Origin of the sequence: Streptomyces sp. NBC_01306, assembly GCF_026340465.1 — a bacterium.
GTDB lineage: Bacteria > Actinomycetota > Actinomycetes > Streptomycetales > Streptomycetaceae > Streptomyces.
Map to the genome: position 1 here is coordinate 1 of NZ_JAPEPC010000001.1, position 20946 is coordinate 20946.

The 20946-nt window shown below is 70.4% G+C and carries 19 protein-coding genes; 7 read left to right on the plus strand and 12 right to left on the minus strand.

All coding sequences use genetic code 11. From position 1 onward, the window contains the following. Positions 1-2 precede the first annotated feature (2 nt). The 12 genes from metH to OG385_RS00060 form a co-directional block, all read right to left on the minus strand. Entirely contained in the window at positions 3-3494 is a 3492-nt protein-coding gene (gene metH, locus OG385_RS00005) for a methionine synthase (protein WP_266850584.1), read from the minus strand. Beyond that, on the minus strand, positions 3491-4474 hold the full coding sequence (locus OG385_RS00010; protein ID WP_266850586.1) for a carbohydrate kinase family protein: 984 nt from the start codon (positions 4472-4474) through the stop codon (positions 3491-3493). Before OG385_RS00010 ends, metH begins: the two co-directional genes overlap by 4 nt. Positions 4475-4479: 5 nt before the next feature. Next, a complete protein-coding gene (gene metK, locus OG385_RS00015) occupies positions 4480-5673 on the minus strand; it encodes a methionine adenosyltransferase (RefSeq protein WP_266850588.1) in 1194 nt (397 codons plus the stop codon). A gap of 1 nt (position 5674) precedes the next feature. Further along, positions 5675-5917 carry an acyl carrier protein gene (locus tag OG385_RS00020; protein ID WP_266850590.1) on the minus strand — a complete coding sequence of 81 codons (243 nt, stop codon included), beginning with the start codon at positions 5915-5917 and terminating at the stop codon, positions 5675-5677. Positions 5918-5986: 69 nt separating this feature from the next. Next, positions 5987-6427, minus strand: coding sequence for a holo-ACP synthase (locus OG385_RS00025; RefSeq protein WP_266850592.1), 441 nt, complete (start codon positions 6425-6427; stop codon positions 5987-5989). A 1-nt stretch (position 6428) separates the two neighbouring features. Then, positions 6429-7394: a hypothetical protein gene (locus OG385_RS00030; RefSeq protein WP_266850594.1), complete on the minus strand. Its 966-nt coding sequence runs from the start codon at positions 7392-7394 to the stop codon at positions 6429-6431. A 21-nt stretch (positions 7395-7415) separates the two neighbouring features. Then, the gene (locus OG385_RS00035; RefSeq protein WP_266850596.1) at positions 7416-8306 is read right to left on the minus strand and encodes a diiron oxygenase; all 891 of its coding nucleotides are present in this window, start codon (positions 8304-8306) and stop codon (positions 7416-7418) included. Positions 8307-8372: 66 nt separating this feature from the next. After that, positions 8373-9458, minus strand: coding sequence for a class I SAM-dependent methyltransferase (locus OG385_RS00040; protein ID WP_266850597.1), 1086 nt, complete (start codon positions 9456-9458; stop codon positions 8373-8375). Beyond that, a complete protein-coding gene (locus OG385_RS00045; RefSeq protein ID WP_266850599.1) occupies positions 9455-10294 on the minus strand; it encodes an SAM-dependent methyltransferase in 840 nt (279 codons plus the stop codon). Before OG385_RS00045 ends, OG385_RS00040 begins: the two co-directional genes overlap by 4 nt. Before the next feature lie 42 nt (positions 10295-10336). Beyond that, a complete protein-coding gene (locus OG385_RS00050) occupies positions 10337-10858 on the minus strand; it encodes a MaoC family dehydratase (RefSeq protein ID WP_266850601.1) in 522 nt (173 codons plus the stop codon). A gap of 111 nt (positions 10859-10969) precedes the next feature. Next, positions 10970-12142, minus strand: coding sequence for a PLP-dependent aspartate aminotransferase family protein (locus OG385_RS00055; protein WP_266850603.1), 1173 nt, complete (start codon positions 12140-12142; stop codon positions 10970-10972). Positions 12143-12405: 263 nt separating this feature from the next. Next, positions 12406-14091: an IclR family transcriptional regulator C-terminal domain-containing protein gene (locus tag OG385_RS00060; RefSeq protein ID WP_266850605.1), complete on the minus strand. Its 1686-nt coding sequence runs from the start codon at positions 14089-14091 to the stop codon at positions 12406-12408. 143 nt (positions 14092-14234) lie between these two features. On the opposite strand from OG385_RS00060, the gene OG385_RS00065 reads away from it, so the two are divergent. From OG385_RS00065 to OG385_RS00095, 7 genes are all read left to right on the plus strand, one after another. Beyond that, positions 14235-15020 carry a CoA transferase subunit A gene (locus tag OG385_RS00065; protein ID WP_266850607.1) on the plus strand — a complete coding sequence of 262 codons (786 nt, stop codon included), beginning with the start codon at positions 14235-14237 and terminating at the stop codon, positions 15018-15020. Next, positions 15020-15673, plus strand: coding sequence for a CoA transferase subunit B (locus OG385_RS00070; protein WP_266850609.1), 654 nt, complete (start codon positions 15020-15022; stop codon positions 15671-15673). The genes OG385_RS00065 and OG385_RS00070 overlap by 1 nt, the downstream gene beginning before the upstream one ends. An 80-nt stretch (positions 15674-15753) precedes the next feature. Beyond that, complete coding sequence (pcaH, locus tag OG385_RS00075) at positions 15754-16506, plus strand: protocatechuate 3,4-dioxygenase subunit beta (RefSeq protein ID WP_266850610.1); 753 nt, start codon at positions 15754-15756, stop codon at positions 16504-16506. Continuing rightward, complete coding sequence (gene pcaG, locus OG385_RS00080; protein WP_266850612.1) at positions 16503-17063, plus strand: protocatechuate 3,4-dioxygenase subunit alpha; 561 nt, start codon at positions 16503-16505, stop codon at positions 17061-17063. The genes pcaH and pcaG overlap by 4 nt, the downstream gene beginning before the upstream one ends. A 103-nt stretch (positions 17064-17166) precedes the next feature. Beyond that, a complete protein-coding gene (pcaB, locus tag OG385_RS00085) occupies positions 17167-18510 on the plus strand; it encodes a 3-carboxy-cis,cis-muconate cycloisomerase (RefSeq protein ID WP_266860509.1) in 1344 nt (447 codons plus the stop codon). After that, positions 18507-19667, plus strand: a complete 1161-nt coding sequence (gene pcaC / locus OG385_RS00090; protein WP_266850614.1) for a 4-carboxymuconolactone decarboxylase — start codon at positions 18507-18509, stop codon at positions 19665-19667. Before pcaB ends, pcaC begins: the two co-directional genes overlap by 4 nt. An 83-nt stretch (positions 19668-19750) precedes the next feature. Continuing rightward, the gene (locus tag OG385_RS00095; protein ID WP_266850616.1) at positions 19751-20926 is read left to right on the plus strand and encodes a 4-hydroxybenzoate 3-monooxygenase; all 1176 of its coding nucleotides are present in this window, start codon (positions 19751-19753) and stop codon (positions 20924-20926) included. The last annotated feature ends 20 nt before the right edge of the window (positions 20927-20946 follow it).

Below are 20946 nucleotides of genomic sequence, written 5' to 3' on the forward strand. Positions count from 1 at the left end.
CGTCATCGACGGCCCCCAGCGTTGAAGTACGTGGCTTCGGGGTGGTGGATCACGATCGCGTCGGTGGACTGCTCGGGGTGCAGCTGGAACTCCTCGGAGAGGTGTACCCCGATCCGCTCGGGCTGGAGCAGTTCGGCGATCTTCGCCCGGTCCTTCAGATCCGGACACGCCGGGTACCCGAGCGAGTAGCGACAGCCCTGGTACTCGGTACGGAGCACGGCATCCAGCGAGTCCGGGTCGCCCGCTTCGATGCCGAGTTCGGAGCGGACTCGTGCGTGCCAGTACTCGGCGAGGGCTTCGGCCAACTGGACGGAGAGGCCGTGGAGTTCGAGGTAGTCGCGGTAGGAGTTGGCCTCGAACAGCTCGGCGGTGGCCTCACCGATCCGCGAGCCGACCGTGACCACCTGGAGACCGATCACATCGGTCTCGCCGGACTCCTCGGGGCGGAAGAAATCCGCCAGACAGAGCCTGCGGCCACGGCGCTGACGCGGGAAGGAGAAACGGGTCCGCTCACTGCCGTCCTCGTTCAGGAGGATCAGGTCGTCGCCCTTGGAGACACAGGGGAAGTAGCCGTAGACCACTGCCGCTTCGAGCATGTTCTTGGTGTGCAGCTGATCCAGCCACCCCCGCAGATGCGGCCGCCCCTCGGCCTCCACCAGCTCCTCATACGTGGGACCCTCACCCTTACGGGCCTCCTTCAGACCCCACTGCCCCTTGAACAGCGCGCCCTCGTCCAGCCAGGACGCATACTCCTTGAGCTGGATCCCCTTGACGACACGGGTACCCCAGAACGGCGGCTCCGGGACCGGATTGTCGGTGGCCACATCCGAGCGGACAGGCCCCTGCGCCTCCTCCACCTCCAGAACAGCAGCCGTATCCCGCTTCGGCACCCGCCGCTGCTTGAGCTCGGGCAGCACCACACCCGGCACACCCCGCTTGACCCCGATCAGCGCATCCATCAACCGCAGACCCTCGAAAGCATCCCGCGCATAGCGGACCTCGCCCTCGTAGATCTCGTGAAGATCCTGCTCGACATACGCCCTGGTCAGGGCCGCGCCGCCGAGGATGACGGGGAAATCGGCAGCCATCTTGCGCTGGTTGAGCTCCTGGAGGTTCTCCTTCATGATCACAGTCGACTTCACCAGGAGACCGGACATCCCGATGACGTCCGCCTTGTGCTCCTCCGCCGCTTCCAGGATCGCCGAGACAGGCTGCTTGATACCGAGGTTGACGACGTTGTAGCCATTGTTCGTCAGAATGATGTCGACGAGATTCTTACCGATGTCATGCACGTCACCACGGACGGTGGCCAGAACGATCGTGCCCTTGCCGTCATCATCGGTCTTCTCCATGTGCGGCTCCAGATGAGCCACCGCACTCTTCATCACCTCAGCCGACTGGAGCACGAACGGCAACTGCATCTGCCCCGACCCGAAAAGCTCACCGACAACCTTCATACCCTCCAGCAAGGTGTCATTGACGATCTCCAGAGCCGGCCGGGCCTGCAACGCCTCATCCAGGTCGGCCTCCAGACCGTTCTTCTCCCCGTCGATGATCCTGCGCTGCAACCGCTCGTCCAGCGGGAGAGCCATGAGCTCCTCGGCCCTGCCCTGCTTCATGGACTTCATGTTGACGCCCTCGAAAAGCTCCATGAGCTTCTGCAACGGGTCATAGCCCTCAGCCCGCCGGTCGTAGATCAGGTCGAGGGCGACCTTGACCTGCTCCTCCTCCAGGCGGGCGATCGGCAGGATCTTCGACGCATGCACGATCGCCGAATCCAGCCCCGCCTTCACACACTCATCCAGGAACACCGAGTTCAGCACCACCCGGGCAGCCGGGTTGAGACCGAAGGAAATATTCGACAGACCCAGCGTGGTCTGAACATCCGGATGCCGGCGCTTCAGCTCACGGATGGCCTCGATGGTGGCGACGCCGTCGCCCCTCGACTCCTCCTGACCCGTGCAGATCGTGAAGGTCAGCGTGTCGATGAGAATGTCCGACTCGCGCACCCCCCAATTACCGGTCAGGTCCTCGATCAGCCGCTCCGCGACAGCGACCTTGTGCTCGACCGTGCGCGCCTGACCCTCCTCATCGATCGTCAGCGCGATCAGCGCGGCACCGTGCTCGACCGCCAGCGCGGTCACCTTCGCGAAACGGGACTCCGGCCCGTCACCGTCCTCGTAATTCACCGAGTTCAGGACCGCCCGACCGCCCAGCTTCTCCAAACCCGCCCGCAGCACAGGCAGTTCCGTGGAGTCCAGCACAATCGGCAACGTCGAGGCGGTCGCGAAACGGCCCGCCAGCTCGCTCATGTCGGCCACACCATCACGGCCCACATAGTCGACACACAGATCCAGCATGTGCGCGCCCTCACGGATCTGATCGCGCGCCATCTCCACACAGTCGTCCCAACGCGCCTCCAGCATCGCCTCACGGAACTTCTTACTGCCGTTGGCATTCGTCCGCTCACCGATCGCCATATACGCCGTGTCCTGACGGAACGGCACCGTCTGATACAGCGACGCGGCACCCGGCTCAGGACGCGGCTCACGAGCGGTGGGCTGGGTGCCACGTACTCGCTCCACCACCTGACGCAGATGCTCCGGTGTCGTACCGCAACAGCCGCCGATCAGCGACAACCCGTACTCTCCGACGAACGTCGCCTGTGCTTCGGCCAGTTGCTCCGGCCTGAGCGGATAGTGCGCGCCGTCCTTGCCGAGCACCGGAAGCCCCGCGTTCGGCATACAGGACAGCGGGATGCGGGAGTGGCGCGCCAGATAGCGCAGGTGCTCGCTCATCTCCGCCGGACCCGTCGCACAGTTCAGGCCGATCAGGTCGATACCCAGGGGCTCCAGCGCGGTCAGCGCGGCGCCGATCTCCGAGCCGAGCAGCATCGTGCCGGTGGCCTCCACCGTGACCGAGCAGATCACGGGAAGATCGGCACCCGTCGCCTCCAGCGCACGCCGTGCACCGATCACGGCGGCCTTCGCCTGGAGCAGGTCCTGCGACGTCTCCACGAGCAAGGCGTCCGCCCCGCCGCGTATCAGGCCTTCGGCGTTCTGCTCGTACGCGTCCCGCAGGGCGCCGTACCGCACATGCCCCAGCGTCGGCAGTTTCGTACCCGGACCCATAGAACCCAGCACCCACCGCGGCCGCCCGTCGCGGGCCGCATACGCATCAGCGGTCTCCCGTGCGATGCGGGCCCCTGCCTCGGACAGCTCGTGGACGCGGTCGGGGATGTCGTACTCCCCCAGCGCGGCCAGATTCGCACCGAAGGTGTTCGTCTCCACACAGTCGACGCCGACAGCGAAGTACTCCTCGTGCACCGAGCGGACGATGTCGGGACGGGTGATATTGAGTACCTCGTTGCAGCCCTCCAGCTGCAGGAAGTCATCCAGCGTGGGGTCCTGGGCCTGAATCATGGTTCCCATGGCTCCGTCCGCGATCACCACCTGCCCGGTGAGCGCTTCGCGCAGACCCCTCGTGTCCCTCACGTCAACTCCCGCAGGTGTGCTGTCAGATGGGCCACGCATTCAGGGCCGTAGGACATCCTGAGCCGGGAGACGAGGGAGTCGCGGTACAGGCGGTACTCCTGTGTTCCCACGTAGTCGAGCACGGTCGCCGCCACCGCACAGCCGAGCTGGGCGGCGTGCTGCTCGGGGACTCCCCATGCCAGGCCGGCGAGGAAGCCCGCGCGGAAGCCGTCGCCGACTCCTGTGGGATCGACGGCGCCGGGCACCTCGACAGCGGGGACGGCCAGCGGGTCGTGACCGGTGCGCTCAAGGCGGACGCCCTGAGCGCCGTGTGTGGTGACCCAGCAGCCGACCTTGTTGAGGATCTGCTGCTGGGTGAGACCGGTCCGTTCCTGGAGGAGCGCTGCCTCGTACTCGTTGGTGAAGAGCCAGCGCGCGCCGCTGATCAGTTCCAGGGCCTCGGGCCCGTCGAGCCTTGCCAGTTGCTGCGAGGGGTCGGCGGCGAAAGGGATCCCCAGCTTTCGGCAGGCTCTGGTGTGCCTCGTCATGGCCTCCGGGTCGTCCGGGGAGATCATGACGAGGCTCAGCCGGCCGGTCCGGCGGATGACCGAACCCAGGTCGATTTCCCTGGCTTCCGCCATCGCGCCGGCGTAGAAAGTGGCGATCTGGTTCTGCGCCCGGTCCTTCGTACAGAGGAATCTGGCCGTGTGCAGTTCCGTGCTGACCCGGACGGAGTCCGTGTCGACCCCGTGCTGCTTGAGCCAGACACGGTACGGCTCGAAGTCGCTTCCCACCGCGCCGATCAGTACGGGGCGCAGTCCGAGCAGTCCGAGCCCGAAGGAGATGTTTGCTGCCACTCCCCCTCGCCGTATCTCCAGCTGGTCCACGAGGAACGACAAGGACACCCGGTCGAGCCGGTCGGCCAGGAGCTGGTCGGTGAACCTCCCGGGGAACGTCATCAGATGGTCGGTGGCGATGGAACCTGTGACAGCAATACCCATCTCAGTCAGTCCTCCGCTGCCAGACGCAGGGCGGCCACCCGGTCGGTGCGCTCCCAGGTGAAGTCCGGCAGCTCGCGGCCGAAGTGGCCGTACGCGGCGGTCCGGGCGTAGATGGGACGCAGCAGGTCGAGGTCGCGGATGATCGCGGCGGGGCGCAGATCGAAGACCTGGTCGATGGCGTTCTCGATACGGGACACGGGTACGGTCTCGGTGCCGAAGGTCTCGACGAACAGGCCGACTGGTTCGGCCTTGCCGATGGCGTACGCGACCTGCACCTCGCAGCGCTCCGCCAGACCGGCCGCGACGACGTTCTTGGCCACCCAGCGCATCGCGTACGCCGCCGAACGGTCCACCTTCGACGGGTCCTTCCCCGAGAACGCGCCACCGCCGTGCCGGGCCATCCCCCCGTACGTATCGATGATGATCTTGCGACCGGTCAGACCCGCGTCACCCATCGGGCCACCGATCTCAAAACGGCCGGTCGGGTTCACCAGCAGCCGGTATCCGTCGCTTTCGAGGCTGACGCCCTGCTCCGCGAGCGCCTTGAGTTCGGCCTCCACCACGTGTTCGCGGATGTCCGGGGCGAGCAGCCCAGCCAGGCTGATGTCGGCCGCGTGCTGGGTGGAGACGACGACGGTGTCCAGCCGGACCGGCCGGTCCCCCTCGTACTCGATGGTGACCTGGGTCTTGCCGTCGGGGCGCAGATACGGGACGGTCCCGTCCTTGCGTACCTCGCTCAGCCGGCGGGAGAGCCGGTGGGCCAGGTGGATGGGCAGGGGCATCAGCTCGGCAGTGTCGGTACACGCGTAGCCGAACATCAGCCCCTGGTCCCCGGCGCCCTGCTGGTCCAGCGCCTCACCGTCCTTGTCGGCGGTGTCGACGCCCTGCGCGATGTCGGGTGACTGGGCACCGATCGACACGGACACCCCGCAGGAGGCACCGTCGAAGCCCTTGGCCGAGGAGTCGTAGCCGATGTCGAGTACGGCCTTGCGGACGAGTTCGGCTATGGGTACATAGGCGGCGGTGGTCACCTCGCCCGCGATATGGACCTGCCCTGTGGTGATCAGCGTCTCGACGGCCACGCGGGATGCCGGGTCCTGGGCCAGGAGCGCGTCGAGGATCGTGTCGCTGATCCGGTCGGCGATCTTGTCCGGGTGTCCCTCGGTGACGGATTCGGAGGTGAAGAGCCGTCGGCTCACGTCACTTCACCTCCGCGCGGAAGAAGTTGTCCGCGATGGCGTCGAGCGTGCGGATGGCGTCGACCTCAAGCGTCTCCATCTCGATCGGACGGCCGCTCAGCTGCTCCAGCAGGAAGACGAACTCGACGAACGACAGCGAGTCGATGAGACGGTTCTCGATGAGGTCCAGGTCGGGTGCGATGTCGGCCCGGTCCTCGTGGCGCTTGAGGATCCAGTCCTTGACCTGCTGCAGGCCCTCGCTCATGGCTGTGCTCCTAACTGTGTCTGTGGGCATGACGATGTGTGCGTGACGATGTGCGGGCCGGTGGCCCTGTCACGGCTGCGGTGCGACAGGTGGGTCACCGAGGATCGGCGCTGCCACCGCGACGGCGTAGTCGACGTCGTGGCTGATGCTCACGGTGATCTCGCAGATGCCGGAGGCGGCGGCCATGTCGGCTGCGGAACGGCGGAGTTCGACGAGGGGCCAGCCGCCGTCCGACCGCCGCACGACGATGTCGAGCCACGGCAGGAACCGGTTCTGGACGCGGAGTGTCTTGAAGGCCGCCTCCTTGGCCGCGATACGGCCGCAGAGGCTCAGGATGTCCAGTCCGGTCGATGTCCGGCAGTCCGCCAGTTCGCGGGCGTCGAGCATCCGGCCGAAGAAGGCTTCGCCGTGGTCGGCCATGAGGCGGCGGACGCGGTTGACGGACACGATGTCCATGCCGAGATTCGCCCCGCCCAGGCCGCCCGCTGCGACAGTGGGGCGGGCCGGCACGTCAGGTCACCGGCCCGGCCGGCGCCAGTCGTGCCACGGCGGTGCGTACGGCGTCGGTGGCGGCCGCCCAGTTCCCATGGCGCCGTGTGAGCGCCGAGAGCCAGCGTTCGAGGCCGAAGGCGACGCAGCTGGTGAAGGCGGGGCCGCCGTCCGCGAGGCTGATGGAGCAGCGGTCGCCGAAGAAGTTGCGGTGGGTGTTGACCGAGGCGATCGCCAGGTCCTCGTAGAGGAATTCGTGCTTGACCGGCGACAGCCGTTGCAGGAGCGCCTTGGAGCCGCCCTTGTCGAAGAACGGGTCGCAGGCCGCTTCCCTCCGCAGTGGCAGGTCGAGCGCCTCGGCGAAGGCCGTCACCCGCTCGGTGAACCCGCGGAGATGGTTCTCGGCGTGCTCCTGGCTGCCGATGGCCACGATCTCCCTCATCCGGAAGCCGAGTTGGCGGCGCAGACCCTCGTAGTGCTCCTCCTTGCGGAAGCACCAGCCGACGACGGTCACCAGGGTGTCATCGGGCACCTGCTGTCCTTCGTGGTGGAGATACACCGCATAGCAGGAGGCCGATGGCAGCCCGAGTCCGGCCGGCTGGAGGGCGTCGCACGGAAAGGAGCCGGATTCGGTGCAGAACGGCGCCTCGTCGCGGCGGTCCAGGTCGAGGGGTGCGGCCAGCACCGCCTGGTGCGGGAAGTTCTCGTAGTAGTCCAGACGTGCCAGGTCGGCGGCGGGGAGCAGTGGTGCCATGGTCATGGCCCGTGCGCCGGCGTCGGTCCCCCAGGACTCGAAGGTGTCGTCGAGCAGCCGGAGCAGCGCGGTGCCTTCGGGGCCGAGTGCGGGGAGCCCTTGCGGGGCTGCTGGAGCGGGGCGGGGCACGGTGACGCCGGACGCGGTGGTACGGGACGCGGCCGTGCGGGTGGCCGTGGCCTGCGTGGCGGTGGTGTGCGTGGCGGTGGTGTGTGTGGCGGTGGTTCGGGACACGGTGAAGATCCACCTCTCGGTTCAGACGACCGGCAGGGTCTCGTCGGAGAAGATCCCGGTCTTCAGGAAGAAGGCGAGCGGCTTGCGGATGGCCTTGCGCTCGTGGGGGCGCCGGCGCTCGTCCTCGATGAGCGCGGTACGCAGGGCCAGCGGGTCGGCGATCCCCGCGTCGCGGTAGACATGCGGGTTGTAGAGGGAGTTGAGGCTGAAGACGACATAGCGCTTCAGATACGCCTCCACCTCGGCGAGCCGCTCCGGGCCGACCGCCTCACGCATCCGCAGGTGCAGCAGCGAGACCAGTTCCCGGCCGAAGGCGATGTGGCGGGACTCGTCCTGGTGGTGGATGCGGTTGACCTCGCGGATGGTGTCGCAGAGCGCGGTGTCCTGCGCCATCCGGCTGTTGTAGTGGTCGACCAGTTCCTCGAAGAAGAGGATGCGGGCGAAGACGAGGAAGTTCTCGACCTCGGGCTCCCACACGGAGTCCGCGCGCATCGGCGTGGAGCCGTAGATCTTGTTGCCGTACCTCCGGCAGAACTCGGCGAAGAACCACATGTGTTCGTTCTCCTCACCGATGAAGTGGTGGAAGAAGTCCGACGGGACCTCGAAGCCGGGCATGTGGATGCGGCCGACGACCTCGATGAGCAGTTCACGGATGCCGTGCACATTGAGGCTGTAGAAGTTGATGGACTCCCACTTGGCCAGCCGGTGCAGTGTCTTCTCGTCCAGCTCGTCGAAGTGGGGGGTGCCGTACGGGGTGAGCAGCTCGGGACTCATCCACAGGCAGTCCTCCTCAAGCCGGTCGGGCCACTGGAACTGCTGGTAGGGGTTGTAGTAGTCCTCGATGGACTTCTCGCTGAGCCGCCCCAGGACTTCGAGGAAGCGGTCGGTCACGGGCAGGGCTGTTGTGGCCATGGGCATCTCCTGTTGCGTACGTGGGTGGCGCACGGACCGGGGTCGTGCGCGGGGTGGGTCCGGGCGTCAGGGCCTGACCTCGTAGACGGCGTTGACGGGCGTCTCGGCGGCCCGGCGCCAGCGGGTGAATCCGGCCTCTTCGGCGATGGCGCGGAACGCCCGCTCTCCGGAGTGGTTGCCGAGGGCGTGCGGGCCGCGCTGGGCGACGGCGACCGGCAGGCACATGACCGCGGACAGCGCCATGAACATCCGGGCGGCCGGGGTACCGGAGTCGACGTCCGCGGGCGACACATTGGATTCGACCAGCATCCAGGTGCCGTCGGCGTCGAGGGACTTGTGGACGTGCTGGGCCGCTGCGACCGGATCCCCCATGTCGTGCAGGCAGTTGAAGAAGGTCACCAGGTCGTAGCCGGAGCCGGGGTAGTCGTCGGCGGACGCCGTCTCGAAGATCACACGCTCGGACAGGCCCGCGTCGTCGGCGAGCTGGCGGGCGATGGTGATGGCTTCTTCCGAGTAGTCGAAGCCGTGGACGGTCGCCTCGGGGTAGGCCTTGGCGATGAGGAGCGTGGTGTGCCCGACCCCGCAGCCCACGTCGGCGATCCGGCCGCCCGCGGTGAGTTTGCCGGTCACGTCGTGGAGGGCGGGGAGCCAGTCCGGCAGCAGCCGGTGCTGGTAGGTGGGCTCGAAGAAGCTGCCCATGCCGGTGTCGAGCGCCGGGTCGTGCTCGGCCCATCCGACGCCGTCCCCGGTGCGGTACGCGTCGACCAGGAGGTCTTCGGTGGCGTAGAGCGCCTTCAGTGCCGTGAAGAACCCGGCCGCGTAGGTGACGGCCGAGGGGTCGGCGAGCACCGGCGCGTGGCCGGGGGGCAGGGTGTACGTCCCGGCGGAGGGGTGCCGTTCGACGTACTCCGCGCTGAGCTGGGCGTGCAGCCATTCCTCCACGTACCGCTCGCTGGTGCCGGTGCGGCCGGCCAGCTGGGCGGGGGTGAGCGGGCCGTGCTCCGCGAGCGCCCGGTACAGGCCGAGCCGCTCGCCGACGGCCACCGTGAGACCGCGGACGGCGGCGGCCGCGTCACCGATGATCCGCTGGTGGAAGTCGGTGGCGGGAGTGCCGGACGTGACCCGGGTGCCGGGAGCGGGGTTCTCGGTCATGCCGCCTTCTCCTCGCCGGTCGACAGGTCGCAGGTGAACAGGAAGGACCGGGGTATGCGGGGCATCTCGCGCGCCGGCACCGGGTACGGCCAGCGCCCGAAGTCGGCGCCCTCCTCGCCGGGCTGCCTGACCTCGCGTGGCGACCAGCCGCAGTCGGTGAGCAGCTGCTCGGGCTCCTCGGTGCCGAACAGCCAGGGGTTGCCGTCCTCCTCAAGGGCTTTGAGGAAGGTGCGGGAGAGCGGGTTCTTCAGCGCGGACCGGCTGATGACGTCGCCCAGGAGGACGGATCCGGGGGCGCTGTGCGCGGACAGGGTGGTGATCAGCGCCCGGACCGCTTCCTCGGGCAGGAAGAAGAGCAGCCCTTCCACGACCCAGAGTGTGGTCTCGTCGGACCGCCAGCCCGCCTCCTTCAGCGGGCCCGTCCAGTCCTTTGTGAGGTCGACGGCGACGGTGCGCCGTTCGCGGCCGGGCGGTGCGGGCTCACCGGCGAGCATGTCCGCCTTCGCCGCGAGCAGTGCGGGGCGGTCGAGTTCGTAGACGGTGACTCCGGCCGGCCAGCCGAGCCGGTAGAAACGGGTGTCCATGCCCGCGGCCAGGAAGACGACCTGGCGGATGCCCTGGTCCTCGACGGCCCGGCCGATGGCGCGGTCCAGATAGGTGGTGCGGATGGCCAGGAACGGCACGGTGCCTGCGCCCGCGTACCGTTCCAGCAGTTCGAACCCGATGCCGTCGGCAACGGTACGCGCGTAGGGATCGGCGAACAGCCGGTCGTCGCGTTCGGTCTCCAGGGCGCGCGCTGCGGCGGTCCACTGGGCGGTGCGGGATACGGCCTCCACGGAAGGCCCCCTTCACTGGATGGGATGAGAGGACGGTCGTGCTCAGCCGGCCTTCACACAGGCCACCGGGTCCTGTGCCGCGGGCAGCGATGCGGGGGCCGCGGAGGACGCCGTACGGGGCGCGGCAGAGCGCCGCCGGAAGATGCTGTGCAGGACCATGCTGAACACGACCGTCCCGTCCGACGCCACCAGCTCGCATCGCGGCTCGACGATGCCGGTGGCAGGACTCATGAGCGAGGGGCGCGAGGCGAGGACCTCAAGTCGCGCGGTGAGTACGTCGCCGGGGCGCACGGGCCGGTGGAACCGGATCTTGTCGATGCCCGGTGATCCGGCGCCCGCGCTGTCGGCGAGCAGGCCGTCCACGTACAGCCGCATGAAGAGCGCGGCGGTGTGGAAGCCGCTGGCGATGAGGCCCCCGAAGGGCGACCGCTCGGCCAGCTCGGTGTCGGTGTGGAACGGCTGCGGGTCGAAGCGCCTGGCGAACTCCAGCACCTCCTCCTCGGTGACGGTGACCGTGCCCAGATGGTGGACGTCACCGGTACGGAAGTCCTCGAAGTAGCGCATGGAGCGCCCCCCTTGAGCCGAGAGTGGATGGTTCCGAGCTGCTTCGAATATACGAACGTGCCGTTTATTTTGTCAATCCAAATAAACGACCCATCCTTGAATGTTGGACCGTCAGGAGGCGTCGAGCGCCTGCTCGATGTCCGCCCAGAGGTCCTCGGCGTGCTCGATGCCCACAGAGATGCGCACAGTGCCCTCCCCCACACCCGCGGCCGTCAGGGCCTGGCTGTCGAGCTCGCGGTGCGAGGTGGAGGCAGGGTGCGAGATCAGGGTCTCGACGCCTCCGAGGGACAGGGCGAGCCGGGCCAGCCGCACCCTCTCGATGAAGCCACGGCCCGCCGCACGGCCGCCTGTCAGCTCGCAGGTGACCATGCCGCCCCCGCCGGAGAGGACCGTGCGGGCCGTGGCGTACGAGGGGTTTCCGGGAAGCCACGGCCAGTGCACGGCCCGCACGGCCGGGTGCCGGGCGAGCCGTTCGGCGATCACCTCGGCGTTGGAGCAGTGCTGGCGCATCCGCAGCGGCAGCGTCGCCAGCCCCCGGAGTGTCAGCCAGGCGGCGAACGGGTCCGCGGTCGCGCCCAGTTCGACCGTGCGCCCCCACACCCTGCGGTGCAGCCCCTCGTCCGCGAAGACGGCGACACCGCCCAGGACATCGGAGTGACCGGCCAGATACTTGGTGGTCGAGTGCACGACGATGTCGGCCCCGTGCTCGATCGGGCGGCACAGCACGGGCGAGGCGAGGGAGTTGTCCACCAGGCTGAGGACACCGCGCCGGCGGGCGGCCGCCGTGAGCACGGGGAGGTCCGGCACCTGCCCGGTCGGGTTGGCGATCGTCTCCAGAAGCAGCAGACGCGTCTTGGGTCGCATCAGCGCCTCCACGTCAGCGGCGTCACCCCCGGGCAGATACTCGACCTCGACCCCGAACCGCCGGGCCAGATCGGACAGCACCGAGTAGGTCCCGCCGTACAGGCAGCGCTGGGCCAGAACATGATCGCCGGGCTTCAGCAGGGACAGCAGCATCCCGCTGAGCGCGCCCATCCCGGACGCGAAGGCGATGGCGGCCGCGCCACTCTCAAGCCCGGCGACCGTGCGCTCCAGCGCCCGGACGGTGGGGTTGCCGCGCCGCGTGTAGACGTACTGGCCGTCCGGGCCTCCCATGGCGTCCGCCAGCGCGTCGGCCGAGCCGAAGCCGAAGGCCGACGACTGGACGATGGGCACACTCAGCGGCCAACTCCCTTCCCCGAAGGGTTCGTTCACGACGTGCACGGCGCGTGTCCGTATGTCCATTCCCGTTCTCCTGCCAGGTGGTGTCGGATGCGGTGCCGGGGGGCGGTGCGGGGTGCGGTGCGGGGTGCGGTTGCGATACGGAGAGGGGCCGCCCGATGTCCGCGTCGAGACATCGGGCGGCCCCTGTGTCCACCTCTTCTGTACTTACCCCCGGGGGGTATGTATCAAGCGCAACGCAACATACTCCCGGCAGGCAGGAGAGAACAAGGGAGTCACGCCGGCAGTCGGCGGGTGCGGTGAACGCCCTTCCGCACCAGGGCAGTTCAGTTCACGGAGATGTGCTGCCGTTCGGATGCGACAGCCAGGTCCGCCTCGATCCGTGCGACCGCCGCCGCCAGGGGCGGCAGCACAGTGTCGAGGAACTCCTGGCGTGTGGCGCGGCCTGCGTGCTGTGAGACATTGACGGCCGCGACGGTGCGCCCCAGGCGGTCCCGCAGCGGCATCGCCGCCGAACGCAGGCCCTCCTCCAGCTCCTCGTCGACCAGGGCATGTCCGTCACACCTGACGGATTCGAGGATGCCCGCCAGGGCGTCGGCCGTCGTCACGGTGTGCCGGGTGAGCGGCTCGAACCTGATGCGCGCCAGCCGGGCAGCCTGTTCCGGTGCGGGCAGGTCCGCGAGGAGGACCCGGCCCATCGAGGTCGCGTAGGCGGCGAACCGGGTGCCCACGGTGATGTCCACGCTCATGATCCGGGCCGTGGGGACGCGCTCCACATAACGGATGTCATCGCCGTCGAGGACCGCGATGGACGCCGACTCACGGACCTGACGGGTGAGTTCGGCGAGGTGGGGCCGGACGATCTCGCCGAAGGACAGGCGGGACAGCCGGGCGTAGCCGAGTTCGAGCACACGCGGAAGAAGGGTGAAGACACCCTCGTCGGCACGCACATAGCCGAGGTACTGAAGGGTGATCAGTGCGCGGCGCGCGCTGGCGCGCGGGAGGCCTGCGGCCTCGGCGACCGCGGTCAGACCCAGTCCGCCCCGGGCCGAGCCGAGCGCGCGCAGGACGGTGAGCCCCCTGGCCAGCGACTGGAGGAATTCCGGCCCCAGTTCCGCCTTGAGCCCGCTGTCCACGGCTTCGGGCGCGGGGGCGGCGAGCGGCGGTCCCGGGCGGGGCGGCGTACGCAGCGCCTCTTCCATGGCTGCCGCGGCCCGCCGCAGGCGCGGCAGGGCGTACTCGCGGAGCGACCGCGCGCTGTGGCGGCTGGTGTGGCTGACGACGCTGAGAGCGCAGACCACCGTCCCGGCCGGATCGCGGACGGCGTGGGCGACCGCGACCAGACCGGGTTCGATGAACTGGTCGTCCAGCGACCAGCCGAGGCCGGCCGCCTCCCGGACGCGCACGTCGAACTCCGCCTCGACCAGCTCCGGAGCGGTCGGCTCGACGCGGGGCGGAACGGCCGGGAACCCGGTGTCCAGCGGGTCCTCCCGGCGGCGGGCCAGCCAGCGCCCGCGGTCGGCCTCGTCCCACCCGCCGGCGAAGAGCGCACCGGGCGCGCAGCGCTCGGCCGGCAGCAGATCGCCGATCCGGAAGGCGAGCGACATGGCGCGTCTGCGGGTGGCCTGGGTGATGAAGCGGACCCCGTCACCGTCGGGTACGGCGATCGAGACGGACTCGTCCAGCTCGTCGGCGAGGGCGTCCGCGTACGGCTCCAGCGCGTCGGGCAGGCCGCAGGAGGCCAGGTAGGCGTTGCCGAGCTCCATCAGCCGGGGGGCGAGCAGCAGATCACGGCCCTCGGAGCGGAGGTGGCCGAGCCGGGCCAGCGTGATCGCGATCCGGTCGACGGTGGAGCGCGCGAGGCCCGTCGCGCGGGCCAGGTCGCTGGCGCGCCGGCGGGAATCCGGGTCGCCGGCCATCACGCGCAGCACGGTCAGCCCGCGTTCCAGCGGGCCGAGCACCTCGCCGGGCGCGGCCAGTGCCGCGGCGGACTCCCGCATGGCCTGCGGCATGGGCCTTACCTCCTTGGAGCGGCCACCGGGCCGGTGACGCTGGGAAAACCGTACCCGGAGGCGTTGACAGGGCCGACAGCTCGACGGACACTCAAGCTCAGGCAATTATGAACGAAAGTTCAGTGGGCGAACAGAGGCTTTGCATGGACAAGTTGGCAGCCACCGCCGGTGAGGCGGTGGCGGACATCCCGGACGGCGCGTCCCTCGCCGTCGGCGGATTCGGCCTGAGCGGGGTTCCCGATGTGCTGATCCAGGCCCTGTACGCGAGAGGGTCGACCGGGCTCAGCGTCGTCTCCAACAACTGCGGCGTGGACGGCGGAGGGCTCGGCACGCTGCTCGCGGCCGGGCGGATCGCCCGGGTGACCGGCAGCTACGTAGGCGGGAACAAGGAGTTCGCCCGCCGCTATCTCGGCGGTGAGCTGGAGCTCGAACTCACCCCTCAGGGCACCCTGGCCGAGCGGCTGCGCGCCGGCGGCTGCGGCATCCCGGCCTTCTACACCCCGGCGGGCGTCGGCACTCAGGTCGCGGACGGCGGACTGCCCTGGCGGTACGCCCCCGACGGCGGCGTCGCGGTGGCCTCCCCGCCGAAGGAAGTGCGTACCTACGACGGCCGCGACTACGTACTGGAACGCGCCATCACCACCGACTTCGCCCTGGTGCGCGCGGCCAGGGGCGACCGGCACGGCAACCTCGTCTTCAACAAGGCGGCCCGCAACTTCAACCCGCTCGCCGCGATGGCCGGGCGGATCACCATCGCCGAGGTCGAGCAGCTGGTCGAGCCGGGCGGGATCGACCCCGACGAGGTCCATGTGCCCGGGGTCTTCGTCCAGCGCGTCGTCGCGCTGACCCCGGCGCAGGCGGCCGACAAGGGCATAGAACGACGGACGCTCCTGGCGTCCACGACGGCACAGGGGACGGTGCGCGGCTGATGGCCTGGACACGGAACGAGATGGCGGCGCGCGCCGCGCGTGAACTCCGGGACGGCTCCTACGCCAACCTCGGCATCGGCCTTCCGACGCTGGTGCCCAACTTCCTCCCCGCCGGGGTCGATGTGGTGCTCCAGTCGGAGAACGGGCTGCTGGGCGTGGGCCCGTACCCGACCGACGAGGAGGTCGACCCCGACCTCATCAACGCGGGCAAGGAGACCGTCACCGCGCTGCCCGGAGCGAGTTTCTTCGACTCCGCGCTCTCCTTCGGCATGATCCGCGGCGGCCACATCGACGCCGCGATCCTCGGCGCGATGCAGGTCTCCGCCACGGGAGACCTCGCGAACTGGGCCATTCCCGGGAAGATGATCAAGGGGATGGGCGGTGCGATGGACCTCGTCCACGGCGCCCGCACGGTCATCGTCCTGATGGAGCACACGGCCAGGGACGGCTCACCGAAGATCCTCCAGGAGTGCACGCTGCCGCTGACCGGCCGCCACTGCGTCGACCGGATCATCACCGATCTGGCCGTCATCGACGTGACAGGAGACGGCCTCGTCCTGGCCGAGACGGCCCCCGGCGTGAGTCCCGACGAGGTCCTGGCCCGCACGGCCGCGCCCGTACGCCTCCTGTCCGACCGTACGGCCACCCGCTGATGGCCGGCACGGGCACCGCCGCCGGGCCGGGCCCGACGGCCGTCCCTCCCTCCCCGGTACCGGAAAGGCAGCCGTCGCCCATGCCGCTCACCCAGCCCGACATCTCCCGCGAGATCACCCAGGAGTACGAGGCGTACGTCAGCGCCGGCACCGTCCGGCACCACCCCTCCCGTGGCTACGCGCCCTACCGCAGCACCGTCCTGCGCCACCCGCAGCAGCCCCTGACCGCCGTGCGGGACCCGGAGGCGGTGGAGCTGTCGGGTCCGGCCTTCGGCGTCACGGACGTCACTCAGCTGGACGCCGACCTGACACGGCAGCACACCGGCGAGCCGCTGGGTGAGCGGATCACCGTCACCGGCCGCGTCCTCGACCGTTCCGGCCGCCCGGTGTGCGGCCAGCTGGTGGAGATATGGCAGGCCAACGCCTCGGGCCGCTACGCCCACCAGGGCGACCAGCACCCGGCGCCGCTCGACCCGCACTTCACCGGGGTGGGCCGCTGCCTGACGACCAGCCAGGGCTGGTACTCCTTCACCACCGTCAAACCCGGCGCCTACCCCTGGCGGAACCACGCCAACGCCTGGCGCCCGGCGCACATCCACTTCTCACTCTTCGGCCGGGCCTTCACCCAGCGCCTGGTCACCCAGATGTACTTCCCCGGCGACCCGCTCTTCGCCTACGACCCCATCCTCCAGTCCGTCACCGACGACGACGCCCGGGAGCGCCTGGTCGCCCGGTACGACCACGAACTGTCCTGCCCCGAATGGTCGTTGGGCTACCGCTGGGACATCGTCCTCGACGGCCCCGCCGCCACCTGGACCGAGGAGGGCCGATGACCGAACTCCCCACCCCCTCCCAGACCGTGGGCCCCTTCTACGGTTACGCGCTGCCCTTCCCCGGCGGCCCCGAGATCGCCCCGGCCGGACACCCCGGCGCCATCACCGTCCACGGCCGGGTATTCGACGGCGCCGGGGAGCCGGTCCCCGACGCGGTACTGGAGTTCTGGCAGCCCGCACCCGACGGCTCAAGGACCGGGGCACCCGGCTCGATGCGGCGCGACCCGGTGACCGGCGGCCACCTCGGCCGCGACGGCCTCACGTTCACCGGCTTCGGCCGGGTCGCCACCGACGCGGACGGCCGGTGGGTGGTGCGTACGCTGCCGCCCGGCGGCGTGCCGTACCTGTCCGTCTGCGTCTTCGCCCGCGGACTGCTACACCACCTCTACACCCGGGTCTACCTCCCGGGGGAGCCGGCCGACTCCGACCCGCTGCTCGCCTCGCTCGCCCCGGACCGCCGGCGGACCCTGGTCGCCGTCGAATCGGAGCCGCGCACCTACCGCTTCGACATCCGCCTGCAGGGCGCCGAGGAGACGGTCTTCCTTGACTTCCGCTGACGACCCCACCGCTGAGCACCCCACGGCTGAGCACCCCACGGCTGACCACCCCACCGAAGCGGCCCGCCCGTACGAGGACGAGGGCGCGCGGGCGGCGGCCGATGTGGGCCTGCTCGACCCGGTACGGGCCGGGTCGGCCGTCGAGGCGGCCACCGGCGACCGCGCCCTTCTGCAGGGGATGCTGGACGCCGAAGCGGCCCTGGCCCGGGCGCAGTCGGCGCTCGGCCATGTTCCGCCGTGGGCCGCGGCCGAGATCTCGGCTGCCGCCCAGGCCGAGCGGTTCGACGTACGCGACCTGGCGCTGCGCGCCCGCCGGGGCGGCAATCCGGTCATCCCGCTCGTCTCCGACCTCACCGCCGCCGTGTCCGGCGAGTCCGCGCCGTATGTGCACCGGGGCGCCACCAGCCAGGACATCCTCGACACCGCGGCCATGCTGGCCGTGGCCCGCAGTCTGCCGGGCATCATCGCGGACCTGCACCGGACGGCCGGGGCTCTCGGGCGGCTGGCCTCAGAGCACCGGGAGACCCCGATGGCCGGGCGCACCCTCACCCAGCACGCCGTCCCCACCACCTTCGGGCTCAAGGCGGCGGGCTGGCGCAGTCTCGTGCTGGACGCCGCGGACCGGCTGTCCGCCCTGCGGCCGCCGGCCCAGCTCGGTGGCGCAGCCGGCACCCTGGCGGCATTCGAGATCCTGGCCCGCGAGCCCGGCAGCGGCCCCCGGCTGCTCGCCGCCTTCGCCGCCGAACTCGGTCTGGCCGCGCCCGTCCTGCCCTGGCACACCCTGCGTACTCCGGTCGCCGACACGGGCGGGGCGCTCGCCTTCACGGCGGGTGCGCTCGGCAAGCTCGCCGCGGACGTGCTGGTGCTCTCCCGTACCGAGATCGGCGAACTGGCCGAGGACGCCGGGGGCGGATCGTCCGCGATGCCGCACAAGAGCAACCCCGTCCGGGCCGCCCTGATCGCGTCCGCGGCCCGCAGAGCGCCGGCCCTCGCCTCCGTACTGCTGGGCTCGCTGGCCGCCGAGGACGAACGGCCCGCCGGTGCGTGGCACGCCGAGTGGCAGCCGCTGCGCGACCTGCTCCGGCTGACCGGCGGGGCAGCCCGGCTGGCCGCTGAACTCAGCGAAGGGCCAGCCGTGTTCACCCACCGGATGGCCGGGAATCTGGGGCTCACGCAGGGCCTGGTGGTCAGCGAACGGATCGCCGCCGAACTGAGCCGCCTGCTCGGCCGCGGCCCGGCGAGGGAGCTGCTCACCCGGGCCGCCCACCGGGCTGCCGCCGAGTCGCTCGGCCTGGCCGACGTACTCCGGGACGAGCCCGCTCTCCAGGGCCTGCTCAGCCACGACGAACTCCGCGAACTCACCGACCCCGCCGGGTATCCCGGCTCGGCCGCCACCCTGGTCGACCACGCACTGCGGCGCATGCCCGCCGGAAGGACCCAGCCGTGAACCGTCTTCCCCACCACCTGCTCGACGGTCCGGCCGACGGCGCACCGCTGATCCTCGGGCCGTCCCTGGGCACGTCCCTATCCGTCTGGGAGGCCCAGGCCGCCGCCCTGTCCCGTACCCACCGCGTGCTCCGCTTCGATCTGCCCGGCCACGGAGGATCGCCCGCCGGGCTGCTCCCGCAGGACGGCTCCGCCACCGTCGCCGGACTCGCCGCACTCGTACTGCGGCTGGCCGACGCCCAGGGCTGGGACCGCTTCGGGTACGCGGGGATCTCGCTCGGCGGAGCCGTCGGCGCGCACCTCGCGGCGCACCACCCGGAACGGGTCGGCGCACTCGCGATGGTCTGCTCGTCCGCCCGCTTCGGCGACCCGGCCGGCTGGCGGGAGCGCGCCGCACTGGTCCGGGCCGAAGGGACCGCTGCCCTCGCACCGGGCGCGCCGGGCCGCTGGTTCACCCCCGCCTTCGCCGGGTCAACTGCCGCCGCCGGTACGGTCGCAGACCTGTGCGCCACCGACCGGGCCGGGTACGCGGCCTGCTGCGACGCGCTGGCCGCGTACGACCTGCGGGGCGAACTCCACCGTATCCGCGCATCCGCTCTGGTGATCGGCGGACGCGATGACCCCGCCACTCCCCCGGCCCACGCCCGGGAACTCGCCGACTCCATCCCCGGTGCGACCCTGCTCGAACTGCCCGGCGCCTCGCACCTGGCTCCGGTCGAGCAGCCGCAGCCCGTAATCGCCGCGCTCCAGGCGCACTTCGCCAACCATCCGTACGACGACGACTCGCGCCGCGCCGCGGGGACGGCTGTCCGCCGGGCCGTGCTGGGTGAAGCCCATGTGGACCGGGCCGCCGAACGCAGTACGCCGTTCACCGCCGCCTTCCAGGACCTCATCACCCGCTACGCCTGGGGCGAGATCTGGACCCGCCCCGGCCTGGACCGCCGCACGCGCAGCTGCATCACCCTCACCGCGCTGGTCGCCCACGGCCAGCTGGACGAGCTGGCCCTGCATGTCGGCGCGGCGATACGCAACGGGCTCACCCGCGACGAGATCGAGGAGGTCCTGCTCCAGAGCGCCGTCTACTGCGGTGTCCCCGCCGCCAACGCGGCCTTCGCCACCGCACAGCGCGTCCTGGCCGAGCTCGACCGGACCGACTGACGTCACCGCTTCCCCTTCCCCACCTTGGCCTTCCGCCACATTCACCTCCCTCTCCGTTCGCCTCTCCGCCCCAGGAGTCCGTCATGCGCACACGCGTCGGCATCATCGGCGCCGGCCCGGCCGGCCTGTTGCTGTCCCATCTGCTCCACCGCCAGGGCATCGACAACGTCGTCCTGGAACTCCGCACCCGGGAATACGTCGAACAGCGCCAGCGCGCCGGCATCCTCGAACACGGCACGGCCGAGGTACTGCGGGCCGCCGGGGCCGGAGAACGGATGGACCGCCAGGGCATCCGTCACACGGGTGTGGAGCTCCGGTTCGACCGCCGGCCGCACCGCATCGACCTCGCCGCCGGCACCGGTGGGCGGTCAGTGACGGTCTACGCGCAGACCGAGGTGGTCAAGGACCTGATCGCGTTGCGCGAACAGGCCGGCGGCGCCGTGCTCTTCGAGGCCGAGGCGCTCTCCGTCGACGCGATCGACACCCCGGCCCCTTCCGTCCGCTACCGCCACGGCGGGGCCGAACACACGCTGGACTGCGATGTCGTGGTCGCGTGCGACGGCTTTCACGGCATCGGGCGCCGCTCCGTGCCGGACGGACTGCTCACCGTCTCGGAGCGCACCTACCCCTTCGCGTGGCTCGGCATCCTGGCCGACGTACCGCCCTCCTGCGACGAGCTGATCTACGCCCACCACGAGCGCGGTTTCGCCCTGCACAGCATGAGGTCCCCGCAGGTCAGCCGCCTCTACCTCCAGGTCGAGCCCACGGACAGCACCGACAACTGGCCGGACGAGCGGATCTGGGACGAACTCGACGCCCGCTTCGCGACCGACGACGGCTGGAAGCTCGCGCGCGGCCCGATCACCGAGAAGGGCATCACCCCGATGCGGAGCTTCGTGGCAGAGCCCATGCGCCACGGCCGTCTCTTCCTGGCCGGCGACGCGGCCCACATCGTTCCGCCCACCGGCGCCAAGGGCCTCAACCTCGCGGTGGCCGACGTCGCCCTGCTCGCACAGGCCCTGACCCAGTGGCACACCCACCAGGACGAGGCCCTGCTCGACGCGTACTCCGAGACCGCGCTGCGACGTGTCTGGCGGGCCGAGCACTTCTCGTACACGATGACCAGCCTGCTGCACGCCGACCCCGCCGCCACCGGGTTCGACCGCCGGCTCCAGCTCTCGCACCTGCGGTACGTCACCTCGTCCGACGCGGCATCGGCCTCGCTCGCCGAGAACTACACCGGGCTGCCCGTCGTCTGACAGCGGCGGCGGTGCCCCGC

Coding starts and splice junctions, on each gene's coding strand:
- OG385_RS00035 (WP_266850596.1), bottom strand. CDS start 8,306: ATGGCCACAACAGCCCTGCCCGTGACCGACCGCTTCCTCGAAGTCCTG.
- OG385_RS00010 (WP_266850586.1), bottom strand. CDS start 4,474: ATGGGTATTGCTGTCACAGGTTCCATCGCCACCGACCATCTGATGACG.
- OG385_RS00060 (WP_266850605.1), bottom strand. CDS start 14,091: ATGCCGCAGGCCATGCGGGAGTCCGCCGCGGCACTGGCCGCGCCCGGC.
- OG385_RS00040 (WP_266850597.1), bottom strand. CDS start 9,458: ATGACCGAGAACCCCGCTCCCGGCACCCGGGTCACGTCCGGCACTCCC.
- OG385_RS00050 (WP_266850601.1), bottom strand. CDS start 10,858: ATGCGCTACTTCGAGGACTTCCGTACCGGTGACGTCCACCATCTGGGC.
- OG385_RS00055 (WP_266850603.1), bottom strand. CDS start 12,142: ATGGACATACGGACACGCGCCGTGCACGTCGTGAACGAACCCTTCGGG.
- pcaH (WP_266850610.1), top strand. CDS start 15,754: ATGCCGCTCACCCAGCCCGACATCTCCCGCGAGATCACCCAGGAGTAC.
- OG385_RS00070 (WP_266850609.1), top strand. CDS start 15,020: ATGGCCTGGACACGGAACGAGATGGCGGCGCGCGCCGCGCGTGAACTC.
- OG385_RS00095 (WP_266850616.1), top strand. CDS start 19,751: ATGCGCACACGCGTCGGCATCATCGGCGCCGGCCCGGCCGGCCTGTTG.
- OG385_RS00020 (WP_266850590.1), bottom strand. CDS start 5,917: ATGAGCGAGGGCCTGCAGCAGGTCAAGGACTGGATCCTCAAGCGCCAC.
- OG385_RS00065 (WP_266850607.1), top strand. CDS start 14,235: ATGGACAAGTTGGCAGCCACCGCCGGTGAGGCGGTGGCGGACATCCCG.
- pcaG (WP_266850612.1), top strand. CDS start 16,503: ATGACCGAACTCCCCACCCCCTCCCAGACCGTGGGCCCCTTCTACGGT.